This is a genomic window from Brevefilum fermentans (genome assembly GCF_900184705.1).
GTDB classification, from domain to species: Bacteria; Chloroflexota; Anaerolineae; order Anaerolineales; family Anaerolineaceae; genus Brevifilum; species Brevifilum fermentans.
Map to the genome: position 1 here is coordinate 1,308,578 of NZ_LT859958.1, position 20,128 is coordinate 1,328,705.

Sequence of the window (20,128 nt, forward strand, 5' to 3'; positions counted from 1 at the left end):
GCTTACAGTTCTTCATTAGCTAACCTCAGGAGATAGTTTCCGTACTGGTTGCCATTAAATGTTTTTGATAGTTGCTTGAGATCATCTTTAGAGATAAAGCCCATGCGATAAGCGATCTCTTCAGGACAGGAGATCATCATGCCCTGGCGATCTTCAACGGCCTGGACGAAATTTGCTGCCTGCAGCAGTGACTGGTGCATCCCAGCATCCAGCCAGGCCACGCCACGTCCGAGCTCTTTGACCCGTAATTCACCCAGTTCCATATAAATCTTATTGAGGTCAGTGATTTCGATTTCTCCCCGCGCTGAAGGCTTGAGGTTTTTTGCAAAATCAACCACGCGATTATCATAAAAATAAATTCCCGGAACCGCGAATTGGGACCGAGGTTTGACTGGTTTTTCTTCCAGCGAAAGGGCATTCCCAGCCTCATCAAATTCAACCACGCCATAGCGTTCGGGGTCGTTGACCGGGTAAGCAAAGATGACCGCTCCCTTCTCTATGGCAGCAGCTTCCCTTAAAGTTGTGGGCAAGCCATGACCATAAAAGATATTGTCTCCGAGGATCAGAGCGGCGGACTGGTCGCCAATAAACTCCTCTCCAACGATAAAGGCATCCGCCAATCCACGGGGTTCAGTTTGGATTTTATAAGCAAAAGATAGGCCCCATTGCGAACCATCACCCAGTACCCGCTGATATTGGGCCTGATCTTCTGGCGTGGTGATAATCAGGATGTCTTTGATCAGCGCCAGCATCAACATCGAAAGCGGATAATAGATCATGGGTTTGTCGTATACGGGCAATAATTGTTTGCTAACCCCGATGGTTAAAGGGAAAAGCCGTGTTCCACGTCCTCCCGCCAAAATAATGCCTTTCATTGATTTTCTCTCCCTTGATAGTTAATTTCGACCCAGTTCTGGTAGCCTTTTTCTTTAATAATCGCGTTCAACCAATCAGTATGCTCTAAATACCAGGTGACGGTTTTTTGCAATCCTTCACGCAGGTCAACGCTGGGCTGCCAACCTAATTCCCGATGAATTTTCTCGATATTCATTGCGTAGCGACGATCGTGACCTGGTCGGTCGGTCACATGTTTAATCAACTGTGAGTGGGGGTAGTATTCGGAGGAGGGATTTGCTTCATCAAGAAGCGCACAAATTGTGGTCACAATTTCAATGTTCGGAGGTTGGTTATCGCCGCCGATATTGTAGCTTTCGCCAATTTTTCCCTTTTGAAGGATCGCCCAGATTGCTTCGCAGTGATCTTCCACGTATAACCAGTCCCGAATTTGCATCCCATCACCATAAATCGGCAACGCTTTTCCAGTGAGGGCATTTAGAATCACCAAAGGGATTAGTTTTTCTGGAAATTGATGTGGACCGTAATTGTTAGAGCAATTAGAGATGGTGATTGGCAAGCCGAAGGAATGTGCGTAGGAACGGACTAAATGATCGCTGCTGGCTTTTGAGGCAGAATATGGCGAGGTTGGAGCGTAAGGGGTGGTTTCCTCAAATGCAGGATCGTTAGGCGCTAAAGTCCCATAGACCTCATCTGTGGAAATATGATGAAAGCGGACGGTGTCTTTGTTCTGTTTTTGTTCGATCAGCCACACTTTACGGGCGGCTTCAAGCAAGGAAAAAGTGCCAACGATGTTGGTTTGAATGAACGCGTCCGGCCCTTTAAGCGACCGATCAACGTGTGATTCCGCTGCAAAATGAACAATTGTATCAATCTGATGCTCCCTCAGGATGTTTTCAACCTGTACCTGGTTGCAAATATCGTCGTTAATGAAGTGATGATTTTTTGGGTTCGGAAGATCTTTCAGGTTTTCAGTGCTCCCGGCATAGGTTAACAAATCGAGATTGACCAGGTTGATGGTTGGGTCCTGGGTTTGAACATACCGGATAAAATTCGAGCCGATAAAGCCAGCGCCCCCTGTGACCAAAATATTCCGATTCATTCAAATACCTCCGCTTTTGAAAATAAAGTTCCAGATTTATCCTTTTCTGAAACCAGGGGCTGTATGCCATCCGGAATGGGCCAGAGGATGCCTAAATCTGGATCATTCCAGTAAATTGTTCGATCGCTTTCACGATCGTAAAAGTCTGTGGTTTTGTAAACGACATCTGCATGTTTAGAGAGGACCAAGAATCCATGGGCAAAGCCGGGTGGGATCCACAGCTGAGTCTTGTTTTTGTCAGAAAGAATTGCGCCAACCCATTTGCCAAAGTGTGGAGAGCTTTTTCGCAAGTCGACAGCGACATCAAAAATCTCGCCAATTACAACGCGCACCAGCTTTCCCTGGGTATGAGTGACCTGGTAATGAAGCCCTCTGAGTGTCCATTGACCCGATGAGGAATGATTGTCCTGAACAAATTCGTGCAAAATCCCAGCCTGGGAAAACACCTGTTTTTGATAGGTTTCCATAAAAAAGCCACGATGGTCTTCAAAAACTCGCGGGGTAATGGAGAGTACATCTGGAATTTCAGTTGGAGAAAAATGACTCATTAATAAATTCCTCTAGTAGAGTAATTATAACAGGTCAAACTCAGGGCATGGGTGAGTTTATAATCTTGCTGCTATTCAAAATATAATCCGGCATTATCAATTTTGCAGTGCAGCGCTGTAGGTATCACACACATCGTCTGCAGCGCCTATCTTTTGAATTTCGCCATGCTCAAGCCACATTGCACGTTGACACATCGACCTTAATCGATCAATTGAGTGCGATACCATCAAAACAGTTGCACCGCTATTTCTAAAAACAGCCATACGTTCGAAGCATTTTTCCTGGAAAGCGAGATCACCTACAGCAAGAACTTCATCTAAAATAAGAATATCTGGCTGCCAGGCTGACGCGACAGCAAAGCCCAAACGCGCCTGCATGCCTGATGAATAGGTCCGCAATGGTGCTTCGATGAAGTTCCCGATTTCAGCGAAAGCAATGATCTCATCCAGTTTTTCTTTAATTTCATTTTGTGAACGCCCCAGCAGGGTTCCGTTGAGAAAAATGTTTTCTATTCCGGTTAATTCTGTATGAAAGCCGGCACCAAGCTGAAGTAAAGGGCTAAGATATCCCCTGGTCAGCACCCGGCCTTCGGTTGGGATGAGTACTTTCGATATAACTTTCAGCAATGTTGATTTGCCAGCCCCATTGCGTCCAAGAATGCCAAAGATCTCGCCCTGTTTGATTTCAAGGTTAATCTTGTTTAACGCTAAAAACGAGTTGTGTTTTATCCGCCCCTGCACTTTTCTGATCATGTATTCTTTGAAGGTTCTGATCGATTCACTGGGCAGACGATATCTGATAGAGATATTCTCCAGTAATATGGCTGTCTCATTATGGGGTTGGTTGATGATCGACTCAGACATGATATGCAAATTTATCAGCTTTACTACAGAAGAAAACCCAACCGATGATCAGAACACCAAAAGAGACAAAGGCAGTAGCTCCCCAGGTTTGAAGATGTGGGACAAATCCATCCAAAACCAAGATGCGGAATAAATTTATGATGTAATAAAATGGGTTGATATACAGTAGAAGACCATTTAAAATTTTTCGGTAGAAATCAAGCGGCATAATAATAGGCGATAGATACATCCAGGCGGTTAATAAAACAGGATAAAAGTCAGCAATATCTGGAAAAAAGACCGCCAGTGTGGACAGTAATAAGGCTACTCCCAAGGAAAAAGAAAATAAAAAGACCATAAACACAGGAAGCAGCAAGGCTGATGGACGTAAAGGCACTCCCGTGATAAGAAAAATTAGGCCTAGCGGGATGAAAGACAGAACGAAATTAACCATGCTGGCAAGTATGGTCGATACCACAAAAGAAGTCCGCGGAACATAAATTTGGTGAAAAAGTTGACTGCCCCATACCATCGAGCTCATTGCCATGCTGGTAGATTGGGAGAACATGGTCCATACAATGACGCCTGAGAGAACATATGCCGGATAATTTTTGGCGGTTTGAAAAACCTGTGAAAAAACTACAACCATAATCAGCATGGTGCCTAAAGGGTTTAGCATGGTCCAGGCAATGCCCAATACAGAACGTTTATACCTGGCGACGATGTCCCGACGAACCAACTGGTAGATCAGGTCTCGATACCGAATTAGTGCCAAAAACTCCTCGATTGCGGGGTGTTTCCTTTTGGCACTGTCATAGATCATGGCGGAGTTTTTCAAGTCCATTCCTTCTTAATTACCAAAAATTAGGTTACCCGAAAAGGCAAAATGTGTCAATGTATAAGATCAGCTTTACTGGTTTGCCTTCCCAAAAAGGACGAAAAACATTTGGTTTGGGCTAATGATGGAAAGACATTTGTCAAAAGCTTGGAAATGAACCTATAATTACCAATTGCAATTAACGGATATTCGGTTAATGGACGAATTTTTGAATAGGAGATTTTTTGATGAGTTTTGAAAACATGGCACCCCTGGTGATTGATGGCGTGAAGAACAAAATTGTGTTATTAGTGATGGACGGACTTGGCGGATTACCCATGGAACCAGGGGGGAAGACAGAACTGGAAGCTGCGAAAACCCCGAATATGGATTCCCTGGCTGAGAAAAGTATGTTAGGGTTGCATGAGGCAATTCGCCCCGGCATTACTCCTGGCAGTGGGCCAGCTCATCTATCATTATTCGGTTACGATCCGCTTAAATATGTTGTGGGTCGAGGAGTGCTTTCTGCGCTTGGTATTGATTTTAATTTACAGCCAAATGATGTCGCAGCGCGAGGGAATTTCTGTACGGTTGATGAAAATGGACTTGTGACTGATCGTCGTGCAGGGCGTATCCCAACCGAAGAAGGTCAGCGGTTGTGCGACTTGCTGCTTCAAAATATCAAAATTCCCGGTGTTGAGGTTTTTCTTGCACCTGAAAAAGAATATCGCTTTTTACTCGTCATCCGAGCCGAAGGTCTGAGCCCGAATGTTCAAGAAACAGACCCGCAAGTGCTCGGGAAAAAGCCACTGATTGCAAGTGCATTGGATAAAAAATCTGAACGGACCGCGGAAATTATTCAGGAATTTGTTTCCCAGGCTGAACGTATCCTGGTTGACGAATCTCCTGCGAATATGCTCTTGCTGCGAGGTTTTGCGCAATTGCCGGATTGGCCTAAAATTCCTGACGTTTTGAACCTGAAGGCAATTGCGATTGCGATGTACCCGATGTATCGAGGTGTCGCCAAATTGGTAGGAATGGAGAGCCCTGCAGCCGCACAATCTTACGATGAAGAAATTGATATGCTGGAAAACTTCTGGGAAGATTATGATTACTTTTTTGTGCATATCAAAAAGACAGATAGCTATGGTGAGGATGGTAACTTTGAGAAAAAAGTTCAAGAAATTGAGAAGGTAGACGCGTTGCTCCCAAGAATCATGGCTTTGGACCCATCAGTGCTTATCATCACAGGAGATCACAGCACGCCTTGCTTGATGAAAAAACATAGCTGGCATCCTGTGCCGTTGTTGTTCTATTCAAAGATGTGTCGCCCAGACAATATTGCTAGCTTTGGTGAAAGTGCTTGCCGGAGAGGAAGCCTGGGGGTACGTTTCCCAGCTTATGAATTAATGAACCTAGCAATGGCTCACGCTGGAAGGTTAGAAAAATTTGGCGCTTGATTTACTGTTAATGGAAATATGTTGGCTAATAAGAACCAGCAGTCATAACGCTGGTTCTTTGTTAAAGCCACTGAATGTTTATTAAAAGAACAGCTCAAACTTGTTAGAACTTCGCATAGTTTAATATATAAAAAGCGACATTTAAACGTACACACAGGACGATATCTTATGCCGTCCAACAACAGAATGTTGAAATATGGTAACCATTTAAGTCTGGAGAAGTTACATCGACCTGAACGAAATTGACGGGGGATTGCTTATTCGCTATCGAGCATGTTGAAATGCGGTCGTCAATCGATTATGATTATTGTGGCAAGCCGGGAACCGAACGGAGGTTGGTATGTTGTATGATGCCTTGCTATACAATCAGCTTGATGATCATCAGGTACAGTGCATTTTGTGTGCACATAAATGCAAAATTAAGGAGGGAGATCGCGGTATTTGCCGAGTGCGCGAAAATCGAGATGGACAATTGTTCACTCACGTATACGGGAATTTAATTGCCAGGAACATCGATCCAATCGAGAAAAAGCCACTGTATCATTTTCATCCCGGATCGCACTCTTATTCAATTGCGATGCCGGGTTGTAATTTCCGTTGTGATTGGTGTCAGAACTGGCAAATCTCGCAAATGCCAAAAATCATGGAGTTACCGCATGTGCATAGGATTATGCCAGAAGCAATCGTCGAAGACGCATTTGCTTCAGGGTGTTTGTCAATTTCTTATACCTACACTGAACCAACGATTTTCTTTGAATATTGCTTTGATACTGCAAAATTGGCCAGAGCAAAAGGGTTGTTCAATGTTTTTGTAACCAATGGATTTATGACAACCGAAATGTTAGAGACCATGCACCCTCATCTGGATGCCGCTAATGTGGACATCAAAGCTTTTCGTGATCAAACCTATCGGAAGTATATTGGGGGACGTCTTGAACCTGTATTGGAAAGCTGTCGAAAGATGAGATCTCTTGGAATATGGCTGGAGATCACCACATTAATTGTCCCTGGAGTCAATGATGATTCTGAGGAGTTAGAAGACCTTGCAAAGTTTATTTACGAGGATCTTGGGCCTGTGACTCCCTGGCATTTGAGCCGTTTCTATCCGCAGTATAAATTGAGCAATATTTCAGCGACTGACAAAAAATTTCTTTACCAGACAAAAGAGATGGCAGAAAAAATTGGCCTGTTGTATGTTTATATTGGAAATGTTGGCGGAAGTGAAAGTACGAAATGCAAAACATGTGGGAAGGAATTAATTCAAAGAACTGCATTTACAGTCCAATTGAGCGGGCTCACTCCAGCAGGTCGATGCAAGAACTGTAACACTCCGCTGGATGGGGTGGGGCTTGTGCAAGAACACTGAGAATGTGATAAAAACTGGAATCCAGCATATTGCTAAAGAACAATTTTGGTTTCCCCAGCCTAAAAACAAATAATTGAAGTAAATATCGATATTATTTGCTTACAAACCCTTGTAAAATACAGGATAATGCTGTTTAATAGTAGAAAGCTGTTTTACCAACAGGAAATATTTAATATACTTACAGAATATTAACACAAATGCGCGACTATTTACGTGAAAGTCTGTTATAATATTGGACAAGACTACGATAAGTTTTCTTAAAGTTTGAAAGGTGATTTTTAGCCCATTGACGCAATGGAAACTTGGTCAATGGCTTTTTTACGCTCGAAACCCAGATTCAGATAACTGTCCGCAAAGAAAAAGAATTTGGGAAGTAGAAACAAGGAGCAAATAGAAAGATGACAAATATTAACTATTCTGATGACGCGGTAATGGCAAGTCAATATCCTTTGTTCGATGATGAACAGTTGGAAGACCTGGATATGATTTATGAGGAGAACGTTTCTGATCATTCAGGGATTACCTCTGATGATTCTGTCAGTTTATACCTGAACGAAATGAGCCGGGTGCCATTATTGACTCGTGAAGAGGAAATTACCCTGGCAAAGAAAATGGAGATCGGTCGTCATGCGCGGCAAACCATGATTGATGCTGACGGAAATCTTGAAAACCTTGAAGAGATTCAAGACATGATTCGGGAAGGCAAAGAAGCACGTGAGTATTTGATCAAAGCGAATATTCGTTTAGTCGTGAGCATCGCCAAAAAGTATCGCCGATATGGCTCTTCTTTTCTTGATTTGATCCAGGCTGGAAATGTTGGTCTGATTCGGGCAGTTGACAAATTTGACTATACACGAGGAAACCGGTTTAGCACGTATGCAACCTGGTGGATTCGCCGGTCCGTTTTACGTTTTCTAAACCAGAAAGAACGCACAATTCGTCTTCCCAATTATTTAAGTAACCGTCTGCGAAAAGTTCGTACGGTGACCCGTGATCTTTCGCAAGAATTGGGCCGTCAACCGACGCTTGAGGAAATTTCTGAACACGTGGATCAAGATGTTGAAGAATTAAGGCAATTAATCCATTATGCTCGTTTGCCTGTCTCGCTTGATGAACCCGTTGGCGAAGAAGGCGAAAGTGAGCTGATTAACTTCGTTGAAAACGAAAATGCAGTTTTGCCTTTCAATTCTGTTCAGCAACGGCTTTTGGAAGAAGATATCTCCAACGCACTAAGCGAGCTCTCAGACCGTGAAGCAAGTATTATCAAGTTACGCTTTGGTTTGGAGGGCAACCGTAGCCATACGCTAAAAGAACTGGGTGAGATTTTTGGTGTGACACGAGAGAGAATCCGGCAGATACAGCAGAAAGCTTTACGCAAATTACGCAGCCCACAGAATCAAAGTAGATTGCGCAACTACTTATAGCATCAAGTAAAGGAAATGTTAGAGAAAAGGCAATAATAAATTTGCCTTTTCTTTTTAAAAACAAATTCTCTGTTTCAGTTTCAGACCGGTTTCCTACCCATCAATGTTTTTAGGAAAAGTTAATGTCAGGGATACCTTTACAACCCAGGATTATCTATGGGCCGATCCTTTCTCGTCGTTTGGGTCGCTCTTTGGGTATAAACTTATTGCCAGTAAACCGAAAGGTATGCTCTTTTAATTGTGTTTATTGCCAGTATGGGGAGGGAAAGGTAGACGACTCCGGAAAGAACTTCAATGACTTCCCTTCAGTAAGCAAGGTTTTGGATGCTGTCAGACACGCTATGAAAAAACCGCGTACGATTGAGTTCTTGACGTTTTCAGGAAATGGTGACCCTACGCTCCACCCGGATTTTGTCGAGATTGTTCAGGGGGTTCTATCTTTGCGCAAAGAATTACGTCCGGAGACCAAACTTGGAATTTTCACCAATGCATCAAGGGTGCATGAGCCAGGTATCAATATGACTTTACAGTTGTTTGATTTACCGATGATGAAGCTTGATGCTGGAGACGAAGGTACATTCAAAGCGATCAATCGACCAGCACATTCTATTCGGTTTCAAGAGTTAATAACTGGTTTAAAATCATTGCCAAATTTAATGATCCAAAGTTTGTTGTTCGATGGTGAAATCTCAAATGTACGCGGCGATTCCTATGAAGCCTGGGCAAACCTTCTGGCTGAATTGAACCCAAAATTAATTCATATTTACTCAACAGTCAGACCGACGGCTTGTGCTGGTGTTGAAGGTGTGAGTTTGCAACGGCTGAACGCCATTGCGCAGGATCTCGAAAAACGCTATCAGCTCAAGGTCATGACATTTGATTGAATAGAAGGATTGTTCAGAAACGCTGGGTGAAGGATAACCTGCTGTATTTGAAAAGAGCCTGGAAGTTCAACGAACAAAGTGTGGTGAAAATATTTCCCAGGTGATAAAAATCATGGATATTCATACTTTGGTGTAAATACTAGAATTGAAAAGGAAAACACCCGGTTATACGACGTGTCCTCGTGTACGAAGGATTTGAAAAACGGTATTTATTTGACGCAGATCGTGGCTTGAGTTGTGTGAAATAATATATCAACAACAATTAGATCGTTATATTAAAAAAGCTTCAGCTCAACGTCCGAAAAAGTCACCTTCCAACATAGCGCACAGGCAATGATAGAGGGCGATGTGGGCTTCCTGAACCAGGTGGGTTTCGACACCTGGTACGTGGATGGAAATATCTGCAAACTTCGATAAGTTGCTTTCATTTTCGCCGGTCAGCAAGATCACGTAACAGCCTTTTGCGCGAGCTGTACAGCTGGCAAATACAAGGTTCCTGGCTTTACCGCTGGTGCTGATACCGAAAAACACGTCACCGACTCTGGCTAGTGCTTGCAGCTCCTGTGCGAAATTTAACCAGCGTTGACCAAAATCGTTATCAATCGCTGAATTCAGTGCTGGGTTCAGCCCCAGCGTGATTGCTGGTAACCCTGCTTCCAGACTGGTTGAAAGGATGTGATCGGAATCAAGTTTATCAAAAAGGTTTTTGATGGCATCAGGCAGGATTCGCTTGTGTAAAAAGGATTTTTGAAGTTCACCGGCGATGTGCTGTGCATCCGCCATACTCCCCCCGTTCCCAGCTAGGAAAAGAACGCCTCCGCGTTCAAATGAAGCGGCAATGGCTAAATACGCCTGGCACAAGGCTGGCAGTGCGTTTATGAGTTCAGGCTTACGCTCGAGAAAGTCTTTTGCTGCATTCGCTGCCTCGGTGCTGCGTTCTTCGACAATGTTTAGAAAAAATGAAATATCATCAGTTTTTTCATCGATGTCCTGTCTTGGTTTCCCTGTTTGGTTACACCCGATGAGCTTCTTATGAAGTGTGGGTATCGTCAAACGGTGATCACCCTGGATATGAAACCCCTGTCCATGTAAAGAGGTAGGACGGTTAACAATGTTTTTTAATGGACGATAATAATATACCGGTTTTTCTGAGCTGACTGGTTTATGGTAATCATCAGGGACCGGGAACAGATCAAAATTTGCTGTAATGAACCCCTCAACTTTATGCCCCAAATTGCGAGCAATCGACAATGCTTTCAGAAACACCTCAGGCCCGGTAACTGCTGAGCCAAAATTTAAGAAAACACCACGATCTAATTCAGTTACTGAGTGACAGAAGATCTTGAAATCATGACCTGAAGCAGCACCTAAAATCCCAAAATCACAATCTGGATGTTGATGGATGATGTCTGCCCCTAATGTGGCGTGAATCGTGAAGGGGATCTTAAGCTGATAGGCGTGGTACAGAACACTGACTTCACGATGCTGGAATTTCTGGGTCGCAATAAACCGACCCAGGGATTCGCCATAACCCAGGCGATCCTTAATCCCCTCTTTGAGAGCCTGGTGGATGAGCGCTCCTGTCTCTTCAGCCATACCAAAAGTGCCATCCTCGATACTGGTGGCCACATCTTCGCTGGTTTCGCCAATCAATGCCAATTCAAAATCGTGGATGCCAACGGCGCCATTGCCTGCGATGTGTGAAACAAAACCATGTTTCATCAGGTCCACTAGGATTAAACCCAAACCATTTTTAATTACATGTGCACCCATCATCCAAATTATCGGTCGCTTGTCCTGATGAGCTTTTTTAATCAATTCAACAACCCTGATAAGTGCCGGGTTTTCCATGGTTTGGGTTATTTCATCTGGTTGTATAAGATCCTTCATTTTAACCAGGTTCTTGCGCTGGATCAGAGGATATGTATGGACTTTGCGTAGATCAACAAATTTGTAGGGCATAGTAATCTCTCACTTAATAGATCATTTACCACTGGTCAAAGAAAGGAACTCAAGAGGTATTTACTTTAAGACAAGGGCGAATTTCCGTCAGCAGCGGTATTTTGCACCACCAACACTGGAATCAGCCTTTTAGCGACCCGGCAATTAAACCCCGCAAGAAGTAACGGCTGAGAAATATGAAGATCAGCACTGTTGGAACAGCGGCAACCAGAGACCCTGCCATCTGGACATTCCACTCAACGATATATGATCCTGCCAAATTATTTAAAGCCACTGTAACCGGTTGTATCCTGGGGTTGGGGGTGATGATCACGCCAAACAAAAAATCGTTCCAAATTGAAGTAAATTGCCAGATCAACACGACAACAAATCCGGGCACTGAAATTGGAAACAGAATATGGCGATAAATGCCTAAAATACCGGCGCCATCCATCATACCTGCCTCAACCAGATCGGTGGGAATTTCCGTGTAATAATTTTTAAAAACTAGGGTTGCGATTGGGATTCCGTAAATCACATGGACCAGGATCAACCCGCCAATTGTGCCATAAGCAGGCACAAATTGTGCCAACCAAGCTGGAATACTGGAAAGGATGCCAGGGAGCTTAATGCTATTAATCAGCGCAATAATTGGGCTGGTGAAATGGGAGAGCCATTGAAGTGACTGAACTAAAGGGATTAAGATGCTTTGATAGGGAATGAACATGCCGAATAAGAGCAGGGCGAAGAGCACGTTTGATCCACGAAATTTCCATTTTGAAAAGATGTATCCATTGATTGAACCGATGAAAGCTGAAAGAATGGCAGCTGGACCAGCCAGCCAGAGGCTATTTATAAAATTTTCCCGCAGCCCTCGGTATCCGCCTTCAATACTGCCGAACCAGGCTTGTTTAAAAGAATCGAAACCAATGCTGTTGGGAAGTTTCCACATCGTTGCCAGAGATACATCTGAATAAGATTTCAGGCTTGTGTTTAGTAATAAGAATATCGGTAGCAGGAAAAATGCCGCTGCAGCAACCAAAAAGAAGTAAATGAAAAATTTAGAGATCTTTGATGAATTTATAGTTTTTTTCACCGTTGAACCTCTCGTTTATTGCTCATGATCAGATAGGGCACCACCAAGATGGCAACCAGGGTTAAAAGTACCATCGCCAAGGACGCTCCCTGTGCGAACCGGTTGCCTCTGAAGGTTGTGTCATACATAAACAAGGCTGGCACGTCGGTACTGAAACCGGTCCCAGGCCCTGTCATTGACCACACCAGATCGAAAATCTTTAGACTAATGTGTCCGAGAATAATCACTGCACTCAGCGTGATCGGACTCAACAGCGGAATAATAATCTTTAGATAAATTTGGAATTCAGATGCGCCGTCCACACGTGCAGCCTCTCTGAGTTCAATGGGTATCGCTCTGATCCCAGCCAGGTAGAGTGCCATGATATATCCAGCGGTTTGCCAGGTGGCAGCAATCACAACTGCTTTGATGCCAATATTCGGGTCGGTAAACCAGCCGCTTTTTAGGAATCCCAACCCTATCATATCGAACAGCATATTTACACCCTGGGGGCCGGTGACCGAGGTGCCTGGCGATAGAAGCCAACGCCAAACCACACCGGTGACAATATAACTCAAGGCCATTGGAAACAAATAAATATTCCGAAAAACGCTTTCACCTTTGATGTTCTGATCTAATAAAACGGCTAAAAAGAAACCCAACAAAATCGCAGACAAGAGGAAAAGGGTGGTGAAAGTTAAAGTGTTGCGCATGCCAATAAGGAAACGCTGATTTCGAAATAAATTTATGTAATTATCCAGCCCTATAAAGGACAGGTCAATTTTCAATGTTTTCCAATTTGAGAGGGATGCATACCCGGTGAATCCAATAAATCCGTAGATAAAAACCACCATTGCGATGAGCGTCGGGAGGATCAACAAGAAAGCAATCCTACGTTCTTTTTTTGATTGATGCATTCAGCCGTTGTCTCCTTTTGGATTTATTGATATAAAGGCAGCTCCGTAAAGGAGCTGCCTTTGAAGATAAAACTAGGTTATTTGCAAATGCCGGCTGCGACGCATAAACCAGCCAACCCACTTTGTGCAGCAGCAACATCGCCACTGGCAACAAACAGGGTGAGGACATCTTTGAAATCCGTTGCCCAACTTTCAAAAGCGGCTGCACCGTGAACAACGCTCGGAACGATTGCATCCACCGCCCAGTCTTCAGCAGCAGAAGTGAGGTACGGGTAGGTTTCAGGCACAACTTTAAAAGCATCCGGGTTGCAGTCTGTGCGAGCACAAATTGAGCCCTTGGCCGGGTTGAAGGCTTCTTGTCCATCCTTGGAGCCACAAACCTCAAGCCAACGAATGGCTGCTTCTTCATTGGGGGCATTCTTTGGCAGTGCAAAAGCATCAGAAAGGCCAACAAAAATGCCTTGCGTTCCTGGTGGAGGAGCCCAACCAAAGTCGCCATAACCCTTTGAAGCAAACCATCCAGCAGCCCAGTCACCCATGATCATGAATACAGCCTGGTCTGCAATGATATATTCACCAGCGGCATCCCAGGTCAGGGCAGCGTGGTCTTCATTGACATATTTCATCATGGTAAGGAAATCTTCCAAAGCCTTTGTTACAAGCGGGTCATTCCAGGAAGTTTCACCGGTCCACAAGCCGCGATATGCATCAGCGCCAAGGGCTGAAGGTAAAAAGCTTTCGAATACATGGGCTGCTTCCCAGCCATCTTTCGTACCCATTGCGATCGGAATCAAACCAGCAGCTTCAAGGGCTTCACAAGTTTCGAAGAACTCATCCATTGTGGTGGGGACTGCGAGATTGTTCTCTTCCAGCAGCTTTGGATTGTACCAGAGCACATTGGAACGATGAATATTGACCGGCATAGTCCAGTAATGGCCTTCGTAAAGCAAGAGATCTAGAAGGTCCTTCGGGAATACAGTCGGGTCAAACATATCGTCAATAGGCTCAAGATAGGTTGAGGGTTCGTATTTTTCTACTTCAAGACCAGCATGGACCTGGAAGGAATCTGGTGGGTCTCCACCCTGCAGCCTTGTTGCCAGGACGGCTTTCGCATTGGTGCCCGCGCCACCCGCAACGGTCGCATTGATGATTTCAACATCCGGGTACATCGCGCTGTACACTTCGAACATTTGGTAAAGGCCCTCAGCTTCGCCACCTGCGGTCCACCAGGAGAAGATTTCTAACTTTTCAGCCGCCGGTGCCTCGACAACAGGCTCTTCGGGTTTGGTTGCAGGTTCTTCCGGTGTAGCTGCAGTCTGACAGGAAGCGAGAAGTAAAGACAAGGCGAGCAACACGAGGATTACACTGTAATGAATTTTTTTCATTTCTTTCTCCTTTAAATGTTTTATATTTTTGTTAATTTTGGGTGTTACTTTATTTTTTCTAACCGATTGCTCCTCCTTTTACTATCATTTATGGGACGAATTGTTCATGTGCGATTATTACCACAAAAGAACAATGTGACACGATGTCAACAAGGTGAGTCAATAAATTGTTTGGCATGCTAATCACATCAGCATGCCTCTATACTTAATAAATTATAAATGAGAAAGAATAATAAATCAAGTAAAGGAATGAGAGTTTGAAAATTGGTTAGTTCTTAATTCAGTGTCATTTGTAGGTGCGGACCTTCCCGTAGTAATCCCTGCGCCCTGTAAAGGTAGTGAGCTGTATCCGACCGATCATATCGCTCTGGGGTTGTTCGCATCTCTGGAAAGCGAAAGGATCAGCATTTTAACGATAGCCACTGGAATTCATAAGGTTCCAGTTCCAGCTCAGTTTCTGCCAGCTTAATTTTTCCCAGGGAATTTCCGTCGATCAAACTAACAATATCTCTATCTGCAAATGCTGCAAGGTCCAATGAAAGCTGTTGAACTGAATTGGTGAGATTAAATAAACATAACACCTGTTCATCAGAATGTGTCCTCAGGATGCAAAGACATTTTGTGTGTTCTTTTGCTAAAAACTCGTAAGCTCCCAGAGCAAAGATCGGGTGTAACTTCCTAACATCGATTAAGTGCCGCATTTTGTTGAGCAATGAATGCGGATCGTGTTCTTGAGCCTCAACGTTGATAACCTTATAGGAGAATTCTTCGTTATCGATGACGGGCGCGTACAGCGTTTCCGGTTTGGCTTCTGAGAAACCAGCATTTAACCGATCATTCCATTGCATGGGTGTGCGGACCCCATTGCGATCGTAAAGCCAGATATTGTCGCCCATGCCGATTTCATCGCCATAGTAGACAATGGGTGCACCGGGCAACGAATATAGCAAAGCGTTCGCCAGCATGATTTTTCGTGGGTCATTATCCAGCAGGGGAGCCAGTCGCCGGCGGATACCTAAGTTCAGTCGCATTCGTGGATCAGGCGCATATTCTGCCCACATCCATTGTCGCTCTTCTTCGGTGACCATTTCCAGCGTTAGCTCATCGTGGTTGCGAAGGAAGGTGCACCACTGTGTGTTATCGGGGATATCTGGAGTTTGTGACATGATCCAATGGATAGGACTGGCGTCGCCTTTTCGGAGCGCCATGTAAATACGAGGCATAACCGGGAAATGGAAACCCATATGGAATTCATCACCATCGCCGAAGTAAGCTAAAACATCCATTGGCCACTGGTTTGCTTCTGCCAACAATATTTTGTCCTCGTAGTTCTCGTCTAAATAAGTTCGAAAACCTTTCAGGATTTGGTGGGTTTCAGGTAAATTTTCACAGTTTGTGCCTTCGCGCTCAATTAAATAGGGGACCGCATCTGCCCGAAAACCGTCAATGCCCATTTCCAGCCAGAATTTCATTACTCGCTGCATTTCTTCAACAACCGCCGGATTGTCATAATTTAAGTCGGGTTGGGAGGAGTAAAAACGGTGCCAGAAGAAAAGACCTGCTTTTTCATCATAAGTCCAATTTGAGACTTCAGTATCAAGGAAAATAATTCTGGCATCTGCATACTTATCGTCAGTATCAGACCAAACATAATAATCCCGAAATTTGGAATTTGGTTCTGATCTTGAAGTTTGGAACCAGTGATGTTGATCAGAGGTGTGGTTGAGCACCAGGTCGGCGATGACCCGCAAACCTCTGTTATGGGCTTCTTGGATTAAACGTTTAAAATCCTCAAGTGTTCCGTAATCCGGGTGAACATTGTAATAATCTGCAATGTCGTAGCCATCGTCTTTTAATGGAGAGGGATAAATCGGTAGAATCCAGATACAATCTACTCCGAGATTTTTGATGTAATCTAATTTGCTGATCAATCCTAGGATATCACCGATACCATCGTTATTAGAATCGCAGTAAGCTCTGATGTGAACTTCATAAAAAACAGCATTCATATACCAGGGCATATTATTTTTAGACATTTGCTCTCCCGTTTTGTAAATTTGATGTTCTCTTTCAGTATAAGGGCATATGAATAAAGCGGCAAGTGAAAGGCGTTCCAATGGGCAATTCAGGACAGCAAGTGGATCCGTTTTGCAATTACTCTGATACGGTGCGATCTTTCATCTTTTTCAACATAGCCTTCCACTAAAAAGGGTCCTTGCTCAGCCAAGGTCATTTGCGATTGTCGAAAGATATCCGCCGGAAAAAACACGGAAATCGAACCTTCCAAGTCTTCAAGGGTTAATAAGCCCAGCATCTGATTCGATTTGTTGCGGAAACGACGAAAAGCTTGACGCATGCCTGCTAGGAATATCTTCTCTCCGATAAGATTCTCTGCTTCAAGGGTGGACACCGCACCAACTGACTGGATTTGATCTGCAAATTGCTCAAGTGGAGAGATCTCCAGGCTGATGCCTAAAACCTCCTGTGCTGCTTTTGCCTTTTGTGTCAGATCCCAGTCTTCATCAGTTTGGGGCTCGGAAAAAAGATTGAATTGACCTGGAATGTGCTGATGTTTGATATGGTCTAGTCCGGCTGGTATCGTGGTCAGCCCCTCGAAAGCGCTGCACAGGAGTAAATTGCGGGCTTCTTTGCGGTGCGGATCCACTCTGATTAAAAAGTCGTCGAGGGAGTAAAAGGGACGTTGATCGATGATCTTTCGAATTGTTTTTTGTGTCAGATCTCGAACCTGCCCTAACCCCATATAAAGGATGGGCAGTCCATTGGGATAAATGGTACGGAACCGTTCGTTGGAATGATTGACGTGCGGGGGATTAACCTTCAGACCTAATCGGCGGGCTTCCATCAAGTACACTCGTTGAGAATAATAGCCTCCTCCAAAGCCCAGCACAGCACACATAAATTCTGCTGGGTAATGGGTCTTGCACCAGGCGGAATTCCAGGCGAGTTGAGCATACGAGGCTGCATGAGCTTTAGGAAAACCATAGCCGGCAAAAGCAGCCATCATCTCCCAGATGCGTTCAGCCGTTTCAAAAGGAACGGCTTTTCGGTGGATAGCACCTGTAATAAAATTCTCCCGTAAGGTGTCCATGACGTTTCCAGCGTCAAAATGGCTCATCGCGCGTCGTAAAAGATCTGCCTGTGCGATGGAAAGCCCACCCAACTCATGTGCAATCCTTAATACCTGTTCCTGATACAGAATAACCCCCTGGGTTTCGCTTAACAAATCTTCAAGAGATTCATGAATATGGATTACCGCTTCTTCCTCGCGAAAACGGCGGACAAAGGCATCCCTCAGACCTCCTCTAAGCGGCCCTGGACGATACAAAGCCAGTGCGGTCATGATGTCTTCGACTGATTTTGCCCCGATCTCTCGCAGGGTAGCGCGCATGCCCGGGCTCTCAACTTGGAAACAACCAATTGTTTTTGCAGTTGAGATCGTGATAGCAGTTTTGGAGTCATCCTGAGGGATTTGTTCAAGGACTTGAAAACTATTCTGGTATTCTTTTTGATGCCAGGATTGAATTTGCTCAGCGACTTCGCCTAAAACGGTCAGCCCGCGGACGCCCAGTAAATCAATTTTTACCATGCCGAGCTTTTCAATTCCCAAAAGATCATACTGTGTATGATTAACACCAAGAGAAGTTGAATGCATGATGGGAATCAGGTCCTTTATAGGAAATGGGGCGATCACAATCCCGCCCGGGTGGACTGATAGGTGGCGTGGCATGTCAAGGATGGCTTTTGCATCATTGACGATGTCTTTGATAATGGGGTTTACACCCTCTCCTAAAAGTGATGAAAATGGATCGGCAGAGTCAACCTCAGGTATGGATCTGTAAGTAAAAGATGATGGGAGCTTATTTGAAAGTTGGCGCACCGTTGCTGGATCAAGCCCATAAGCTTTGGCAACATCAACCAATGCTGATTTGGGCCTGTAGCGGTTAATTGTGCCAACCATAGCAACCTGGTCAGGGTGGTATTTTTCGAACACATATTTAATCACCTCATCTCGTCGGTGTGATGCTATGTCCGTGTCAATATCCGGTGGTTTTTTACGTGCGGGGTTCAAGAAACGTTCAAAGTACAGATTTAGAGCGATGGGATCCGGGCTGGTGATGTTAAGCACATGTGCCACCAGTGAGGATGCTGCTGAGCCCCGTGACGATGTGGGAATGCCTAAATGACGTGTTTGTTCGAGAACGTCTTCCATGATTAGAAAGATTGGTTCATAGCCCATTTCAGAGATGATCGCAAGCTCTTGGTCGAGACGCGCTTTGATTTCTGGTGTGATCTGATGATAAATCCTTTTAGCGCCACCATAAGCGCGCATTCGAAGATAATCTGATTGGGATACACCATCAGGCGTTGGGAAGGTTGGGAAATGGGTTTGCCCGATTGGTAGATCAACATTACAGCGGTCAACAATATGAGAGAGGTTGGTGAGCGCGTCAGGATAATCTTGAAACCTGTGGAGGAAGTCTGCCCTGGTTGGAAAATGAAGTGGAAGACTCAATCGGTCTTTCTTGAGTTGTTGTGCAATGGGTTTGTTTTGGCGAATTGCAGAGAGCGTTTGGAAAAGAGCATGATCCTTCGGATCGCGATAGTGAATGTTCTGGCTGGCTACCAACGGCAAGTCGAGCTGCCTGGCGATTTGTATGACAGCCTGTTCATTTTTTAATGGTCCATTAGCATAACGCTGGATTTCGAAAAAACAGTCCTGGTCAAAAATCGTTTTCAGGTCAGAGAGCAAGTGCTGAGACAACTTCAATTCGGCAGGAGTATTGAAGAACAGCTCTCTGAATAAACCATTTTTACCTCCCAGAGTACAGATTAAACCCGCTCGATGTGCATGGAGCGTGTCACAATCGATTGAACGGTTGTCAACCAGGGTGATTGAACTCAGCCGAGAGAGGTTTGACCAACCCTCTTTATCTTTTGCTAAAAATCCAATTCTTCCGGTGTGACCATGATAAGTAAGATCAATTTCAAGCCCGAGAATGGGTTTGACGCCTGCTTGTAGGCATGCCTCATAGAATTCAATAGCGCCAGTCAGGTACTGGTAATCGGTCAACGCCAGCGCGTGGATGTCGAATTCCTGGGCGGTGAGTGCCAGGTCCTCTGGTGAAAGTAAGGATTCGAGAAGACTATAATATGAATGGGTGCGAAGATAAGCTAAGTTCATTTTGAGTATTCTCATCCAATGATCGAACAAATATTCTAATTCTATTATACATACTATTCGTTTGCGAGGCAAGATCAAAATAATCGGATGCTTCCGTAGGGAAAATTTCACAGAAGACTTCGCACGGTAATCGTACCCAAGGCAACTTCGTGTCTGGTTGTACACATAGTCGGTGGAAGTCCTGGTCAGAGAATGATGAGGGTGATCTCCTCAGAAAAATATCGGCAAGATGCCAATCAAGCCTGATGAAACAGGATACAGAAAATTTCCAGGATTTTGACCCTTCACATCGTTTTCAGTTATTCGTG

Annotated in this window: 15 protein-coding genes; 4 read left to right on the forward strand and 11 right to left on the reverse strand. The window is 44.4% G+C overall.

The features are described 5' to 3' along the window. Nucleotides 1-2 precede the first annotated feature (2 nt). From rfbA to CFX1CAM_RS05770, 5 genes are all read right to left on the reverse strand, one after another. Complete coding sequence (gene rfbA / locus CFX1CAM_RS05750) at nucleotides 3-875, reverse strand: glucose-1-phosphate thymidylyltransferase RfbA (RefSeq protein WP_087862103.1); 873 nt, start codon at nucleotides 873-875, stop codon at nucleotides 3-5. After that, complete coding sequence (gene rfbB, locus CFX1CAM_RS05755) at nucleotides 872-1,957, reverse strand: dTDP-glucose 4,6-dehydratase (protein ID WP_087862104.1); 1,086 nt, start codon at nucleotides 1,955-1,957, stop codon at nucleotides 872-874. The genes rfbA and rfbB overlap by 4 nt, the downstream gene beginning before the upstream one ends. Then, entirely contained in the window at nucleotides 1,954-2,505 is a 552-nt protein-coding gene (gene rfbC / locus CFX1CAM_RS05760; protein WP_087862105.1) for a dTDP-4-dehydrorhamnose 3,5-epimerase, read from the reverse strand. Before rfbC ends, rfbB begins: the two co-directional genes overlap by 4 nt. A gap of 96 nt (nucleotides 2,506-2,601) precedes the next feature. Continuing rightward, nucleotides 2,602-3,369 (reverse strand): ABC transporter ATP-binding protein, encoded by a 768-nt coding sequence (locus CFX1CAM_RS05765; protein ID WP_087862106.1) that lies wholly within the window; start codon nucleotides 3,367-3,369, stop codon nucleotides 2,602-2,604. Then, nucleotides 3,362-4,192 carry an ABC transporter permease gene (locus tag CFX1CAM_RS05770; protein ID WP_087862107.1) on the reverse strand — a complete coding sequence of 277 codons (831 nt, stop codon included), beginning with the start codon at nucleotides 4,190-4,192 and terminating at the stop codon, nucleotides 3,362-3,364. The genes CFX1CAM_RS05765 and CFX1CAM_RS05770 overlap by 8 nt, the downstream gene beginning before the upstream one ends. Nucleotides 4,193-4,413: 221 nt before the next feature. On the opposite strand from CFX1CAM_RS05770, the gene CFX1CAM_RS05775 reads away from it, so the two are divergent. The 4 genes from CFX1CAM_RS05775 to CFX1CAM_RS05790 all read left to right on the forward strand — a co-directional run bounded on the left by CFX1CAM_RS05775 (nucleotide 4,414) and on the right by CFX1CAM_RS05790 (nucleotide 9,299). Then, entirely contained in the window at nucleotides 4,414-5,625 is a 1,212-nt protein-coding gene (locus CFX1CAM_RS05775) for a 2,3-bisphosphoglycerate-independent phosphoglycerate mutase (RefSeq protein WP_197687094.1), read from the forward strand. 340 nt (nucleotides 5,626-5,965) lie between these two features. After that, entirely contained in the window at nucleotides 5,966-6,991 is a 1,026-nt protein-coding gene (gene amrS, locus CFX1CAM_RS05780; RefSeq protein WP_087862108.1) for an AmmeMemoRadiSam system radical SAM enzyme, read from the forward strand. 398 nt (nucleotides 6,992-7,389) lie between these two features. Beyond that, nucleotides 7,390-8,415 (forward strand): sigma-70 family RNA polymerase sigma factor, encoded by a 1,026-nt coding sequence (locus CFX1CAM_RS05785; RefSeq protein WP_087862109.1) that lies wholly within the window; start codon nucleotides 7,390-7,392, stop codon nucleotides 8,413-8,415. A gap of 122 nt (nucleotides 8,416-8,537) precedes the next feature. Further along, on the forward strand, nucleotides 8,538-9,299 hold the full coding sequence (locus CFX1CAM_RS05790) for a radical SAM protein (RefSeq protein ID WP_087862110.1): 762 nt from the start codon (nucleotides 8,538-8,540) through the stop codon (nucleotides 9,297-9,299). Nucleotides 9,300-9,590: 291 nt separating this feature from the next. On the opposite strand, the gene CFX1CAM_RS05795 is transcribed toward CFX1CAM_RS05790, so the two are convergent. From CFX1CAM_RS05795 to CFX1CAM_RS05820, 6 genes are all read right to left on the reverse strand, one after another. Next, nucleotides 9,591-11,261, reverse strand: a complete 1,671-nt coding sequence (locus CFX1CAM_RS05795) for a D-sedoheptulose-7-phosphate isomerase (protein ID WP_087862111.1) — start codon at nucleotides 11,259-11,261, stop codon at nucleotides 9,591-9,593. Nucleotides 11,262-11,382: 121 nt separating this feature from the next. Continuing rightward, on the reverse strand, nucleotides 11,383-12,336 hold the full coding sequence (locus tag CFX1CAM_RS05800; protein WP_231940964.1) for a carbohydrate ABC transporter permease: 954 nt from the start codon (nucleotides 12,334-12,336) through the stop codon (nucleotides 11,383-11,385). Then, entirely contained in the window at nucleotides 12,333-13,232 is a 900-nt protein-coding gene (locus tag CFX1CAM_RS05805; protein ID WP_087862112.1) for a carbohydrate ABC transporter permease, read from the reverse strand. The genes CFX1CAM_RS05800 and CFX1CAM_RS05805 overlap by 4 nt, the downstream gene beginning before the upstream one ends. Nucleotides 13,233-13,309: 77 nt before the next feature. After that, nucleotides 13,310-14,617: an ABC transporter substrate-binding protein gene (locus CFX1CAM_RS05810; protein ID WP_087862113.1), complete on the reverse strand. Its 1,308-nt coding sequence runs from the start codon at nucleotides 14,615-14,617 to the stop codon at nucleotides 13,310-13,312. A 401-nt stretch (nucleotides 14,618-15,018) separates the two neighbouring features. Next, nucleotides 15,019-16,653 (reverse strand): maltose alpha-D-glucosyltransferase, encoded by a 1,635-nt coding sequence (gene treS, locus CFX1CAM_RS05815; RefSeq protein WP_087862114.1) that lies wholly within the window; start codon nucleotides 16,651-16,653, stop codon nucleotides 15,019-15,021. Nucleotides 16,654-16,742: 89 nt separating this feature from the next. Beyond that, nucleotides 16,743-19,820: a DNA polymerase III subunit alpha gene (locus CFX1CAM_RS05820; RefSeq protein WP_157891749.1), complete on the reverse strand. Its 3,078-nt coding sequence runs from the start codon at nucleotides 19,818-19,820 to the stop codon at nucleotides 16,743-16,745. Nucleotides 19,821-20,128: the final 308 nt, after the last annotated feature.

Bases quoted from the DNA above. Each gene is read 5' to 3' on its own strand.
- rfbA (WP_087862103.1), bottom strand. From the start codon at position 875: ATGAAAGGCATTATTTTGGCGGGAGGACGTGGAACACGGCTTTTCCCT.
- rfbB (WP_087862104.1), bottom strand. From the start codon at position 1,957: ATGAATCGGAATATTTTGGTCACAGGGGGCGCTGGCTTTATCGGCTCG.
- rfbC (WP_087862105.1), bottom strand. From the start codon at position 2,505: ATGAGTCATTTTTCTCCAACTGAAATTCCAGATGTACTCTCCATTACC.
- CFX1CAM_RS05765 (WP_087862106.1), bottom strand. From the start codon at position 3,369: ATGTCTGAGTCGATCATCAACCAACCCCATAATGAGACAGCCATATTA.
- CFX1CAM_RS05770 (WP_087862107.1), bottom strand. From the start codon at position 4,192: ATGGACTTGAAAAACTCCGCCATGATCTATGACAGTGCCAAAAGGAAA.
- CFX1CAM_RS05775 (WP_197687094.1), top strand. From the start codon at position 4,414: ATGAGTTTTGAAAACATGGCACCCCTGGTGATTGATGGCGTGAAGAAC.
- amrS (WP_087862108.1), top strand. From the start codon at position 5,966: ATGTTGTATGATGCCTTGCTATACAATCAGCTTGATGATCATCAGGTA.
- CFX1CAM_RS05785 (WP_087862109.1), top strand. From the start codon at position 7,390: ATGACAAATATTAACTATTCTGATGACGCGGTAATGGCAAGTCAATAT.
- CFX1CAM_RS05790 (WP_087862110.1), top strand. From the start codon at position 8,538: ATGTCAGGGATACCTTTACAACCCAGGATTATCTATGGGCCGATCCTT.
- CFX1CAM_RS05795 (WP_087862111.1), bottom strand. From the start codon at position 11,261: ATGCCCTACAAATTTGTTGATCTACGCAAAGTCCATACATATCCTCTG.
- CFX1CAM_RS05805 (WP_087862112.1), bottom strand. From the start codon at position 13,232: ATGCATCAATCAAAAAAAGAACGTAGGATTGCTTTCTTGTTGATCCTC.
- CFX1CAM_RS05810 (WP_087862113.1), bottom strand. From the start codon at position 14,617: ATGAAAAAAATTCATTACAGTGTAATCCTCGTGTTGCTCGCCTTGTCT.
- treS (WP_087862114.1), bottom strand. From the start codon at position 16,653: ATGTCTAAAAATAATATGCCCTGGTATATGAATGCTGTTTTTTATGAA.
- CFX1CAM_RS05820 (WP_157891749.1), bottom strand. From the start codon at position 19,820: ATGAACTTAGCTTATCTTCGCACCCATTCATATTATAGTCTTCTCGAA.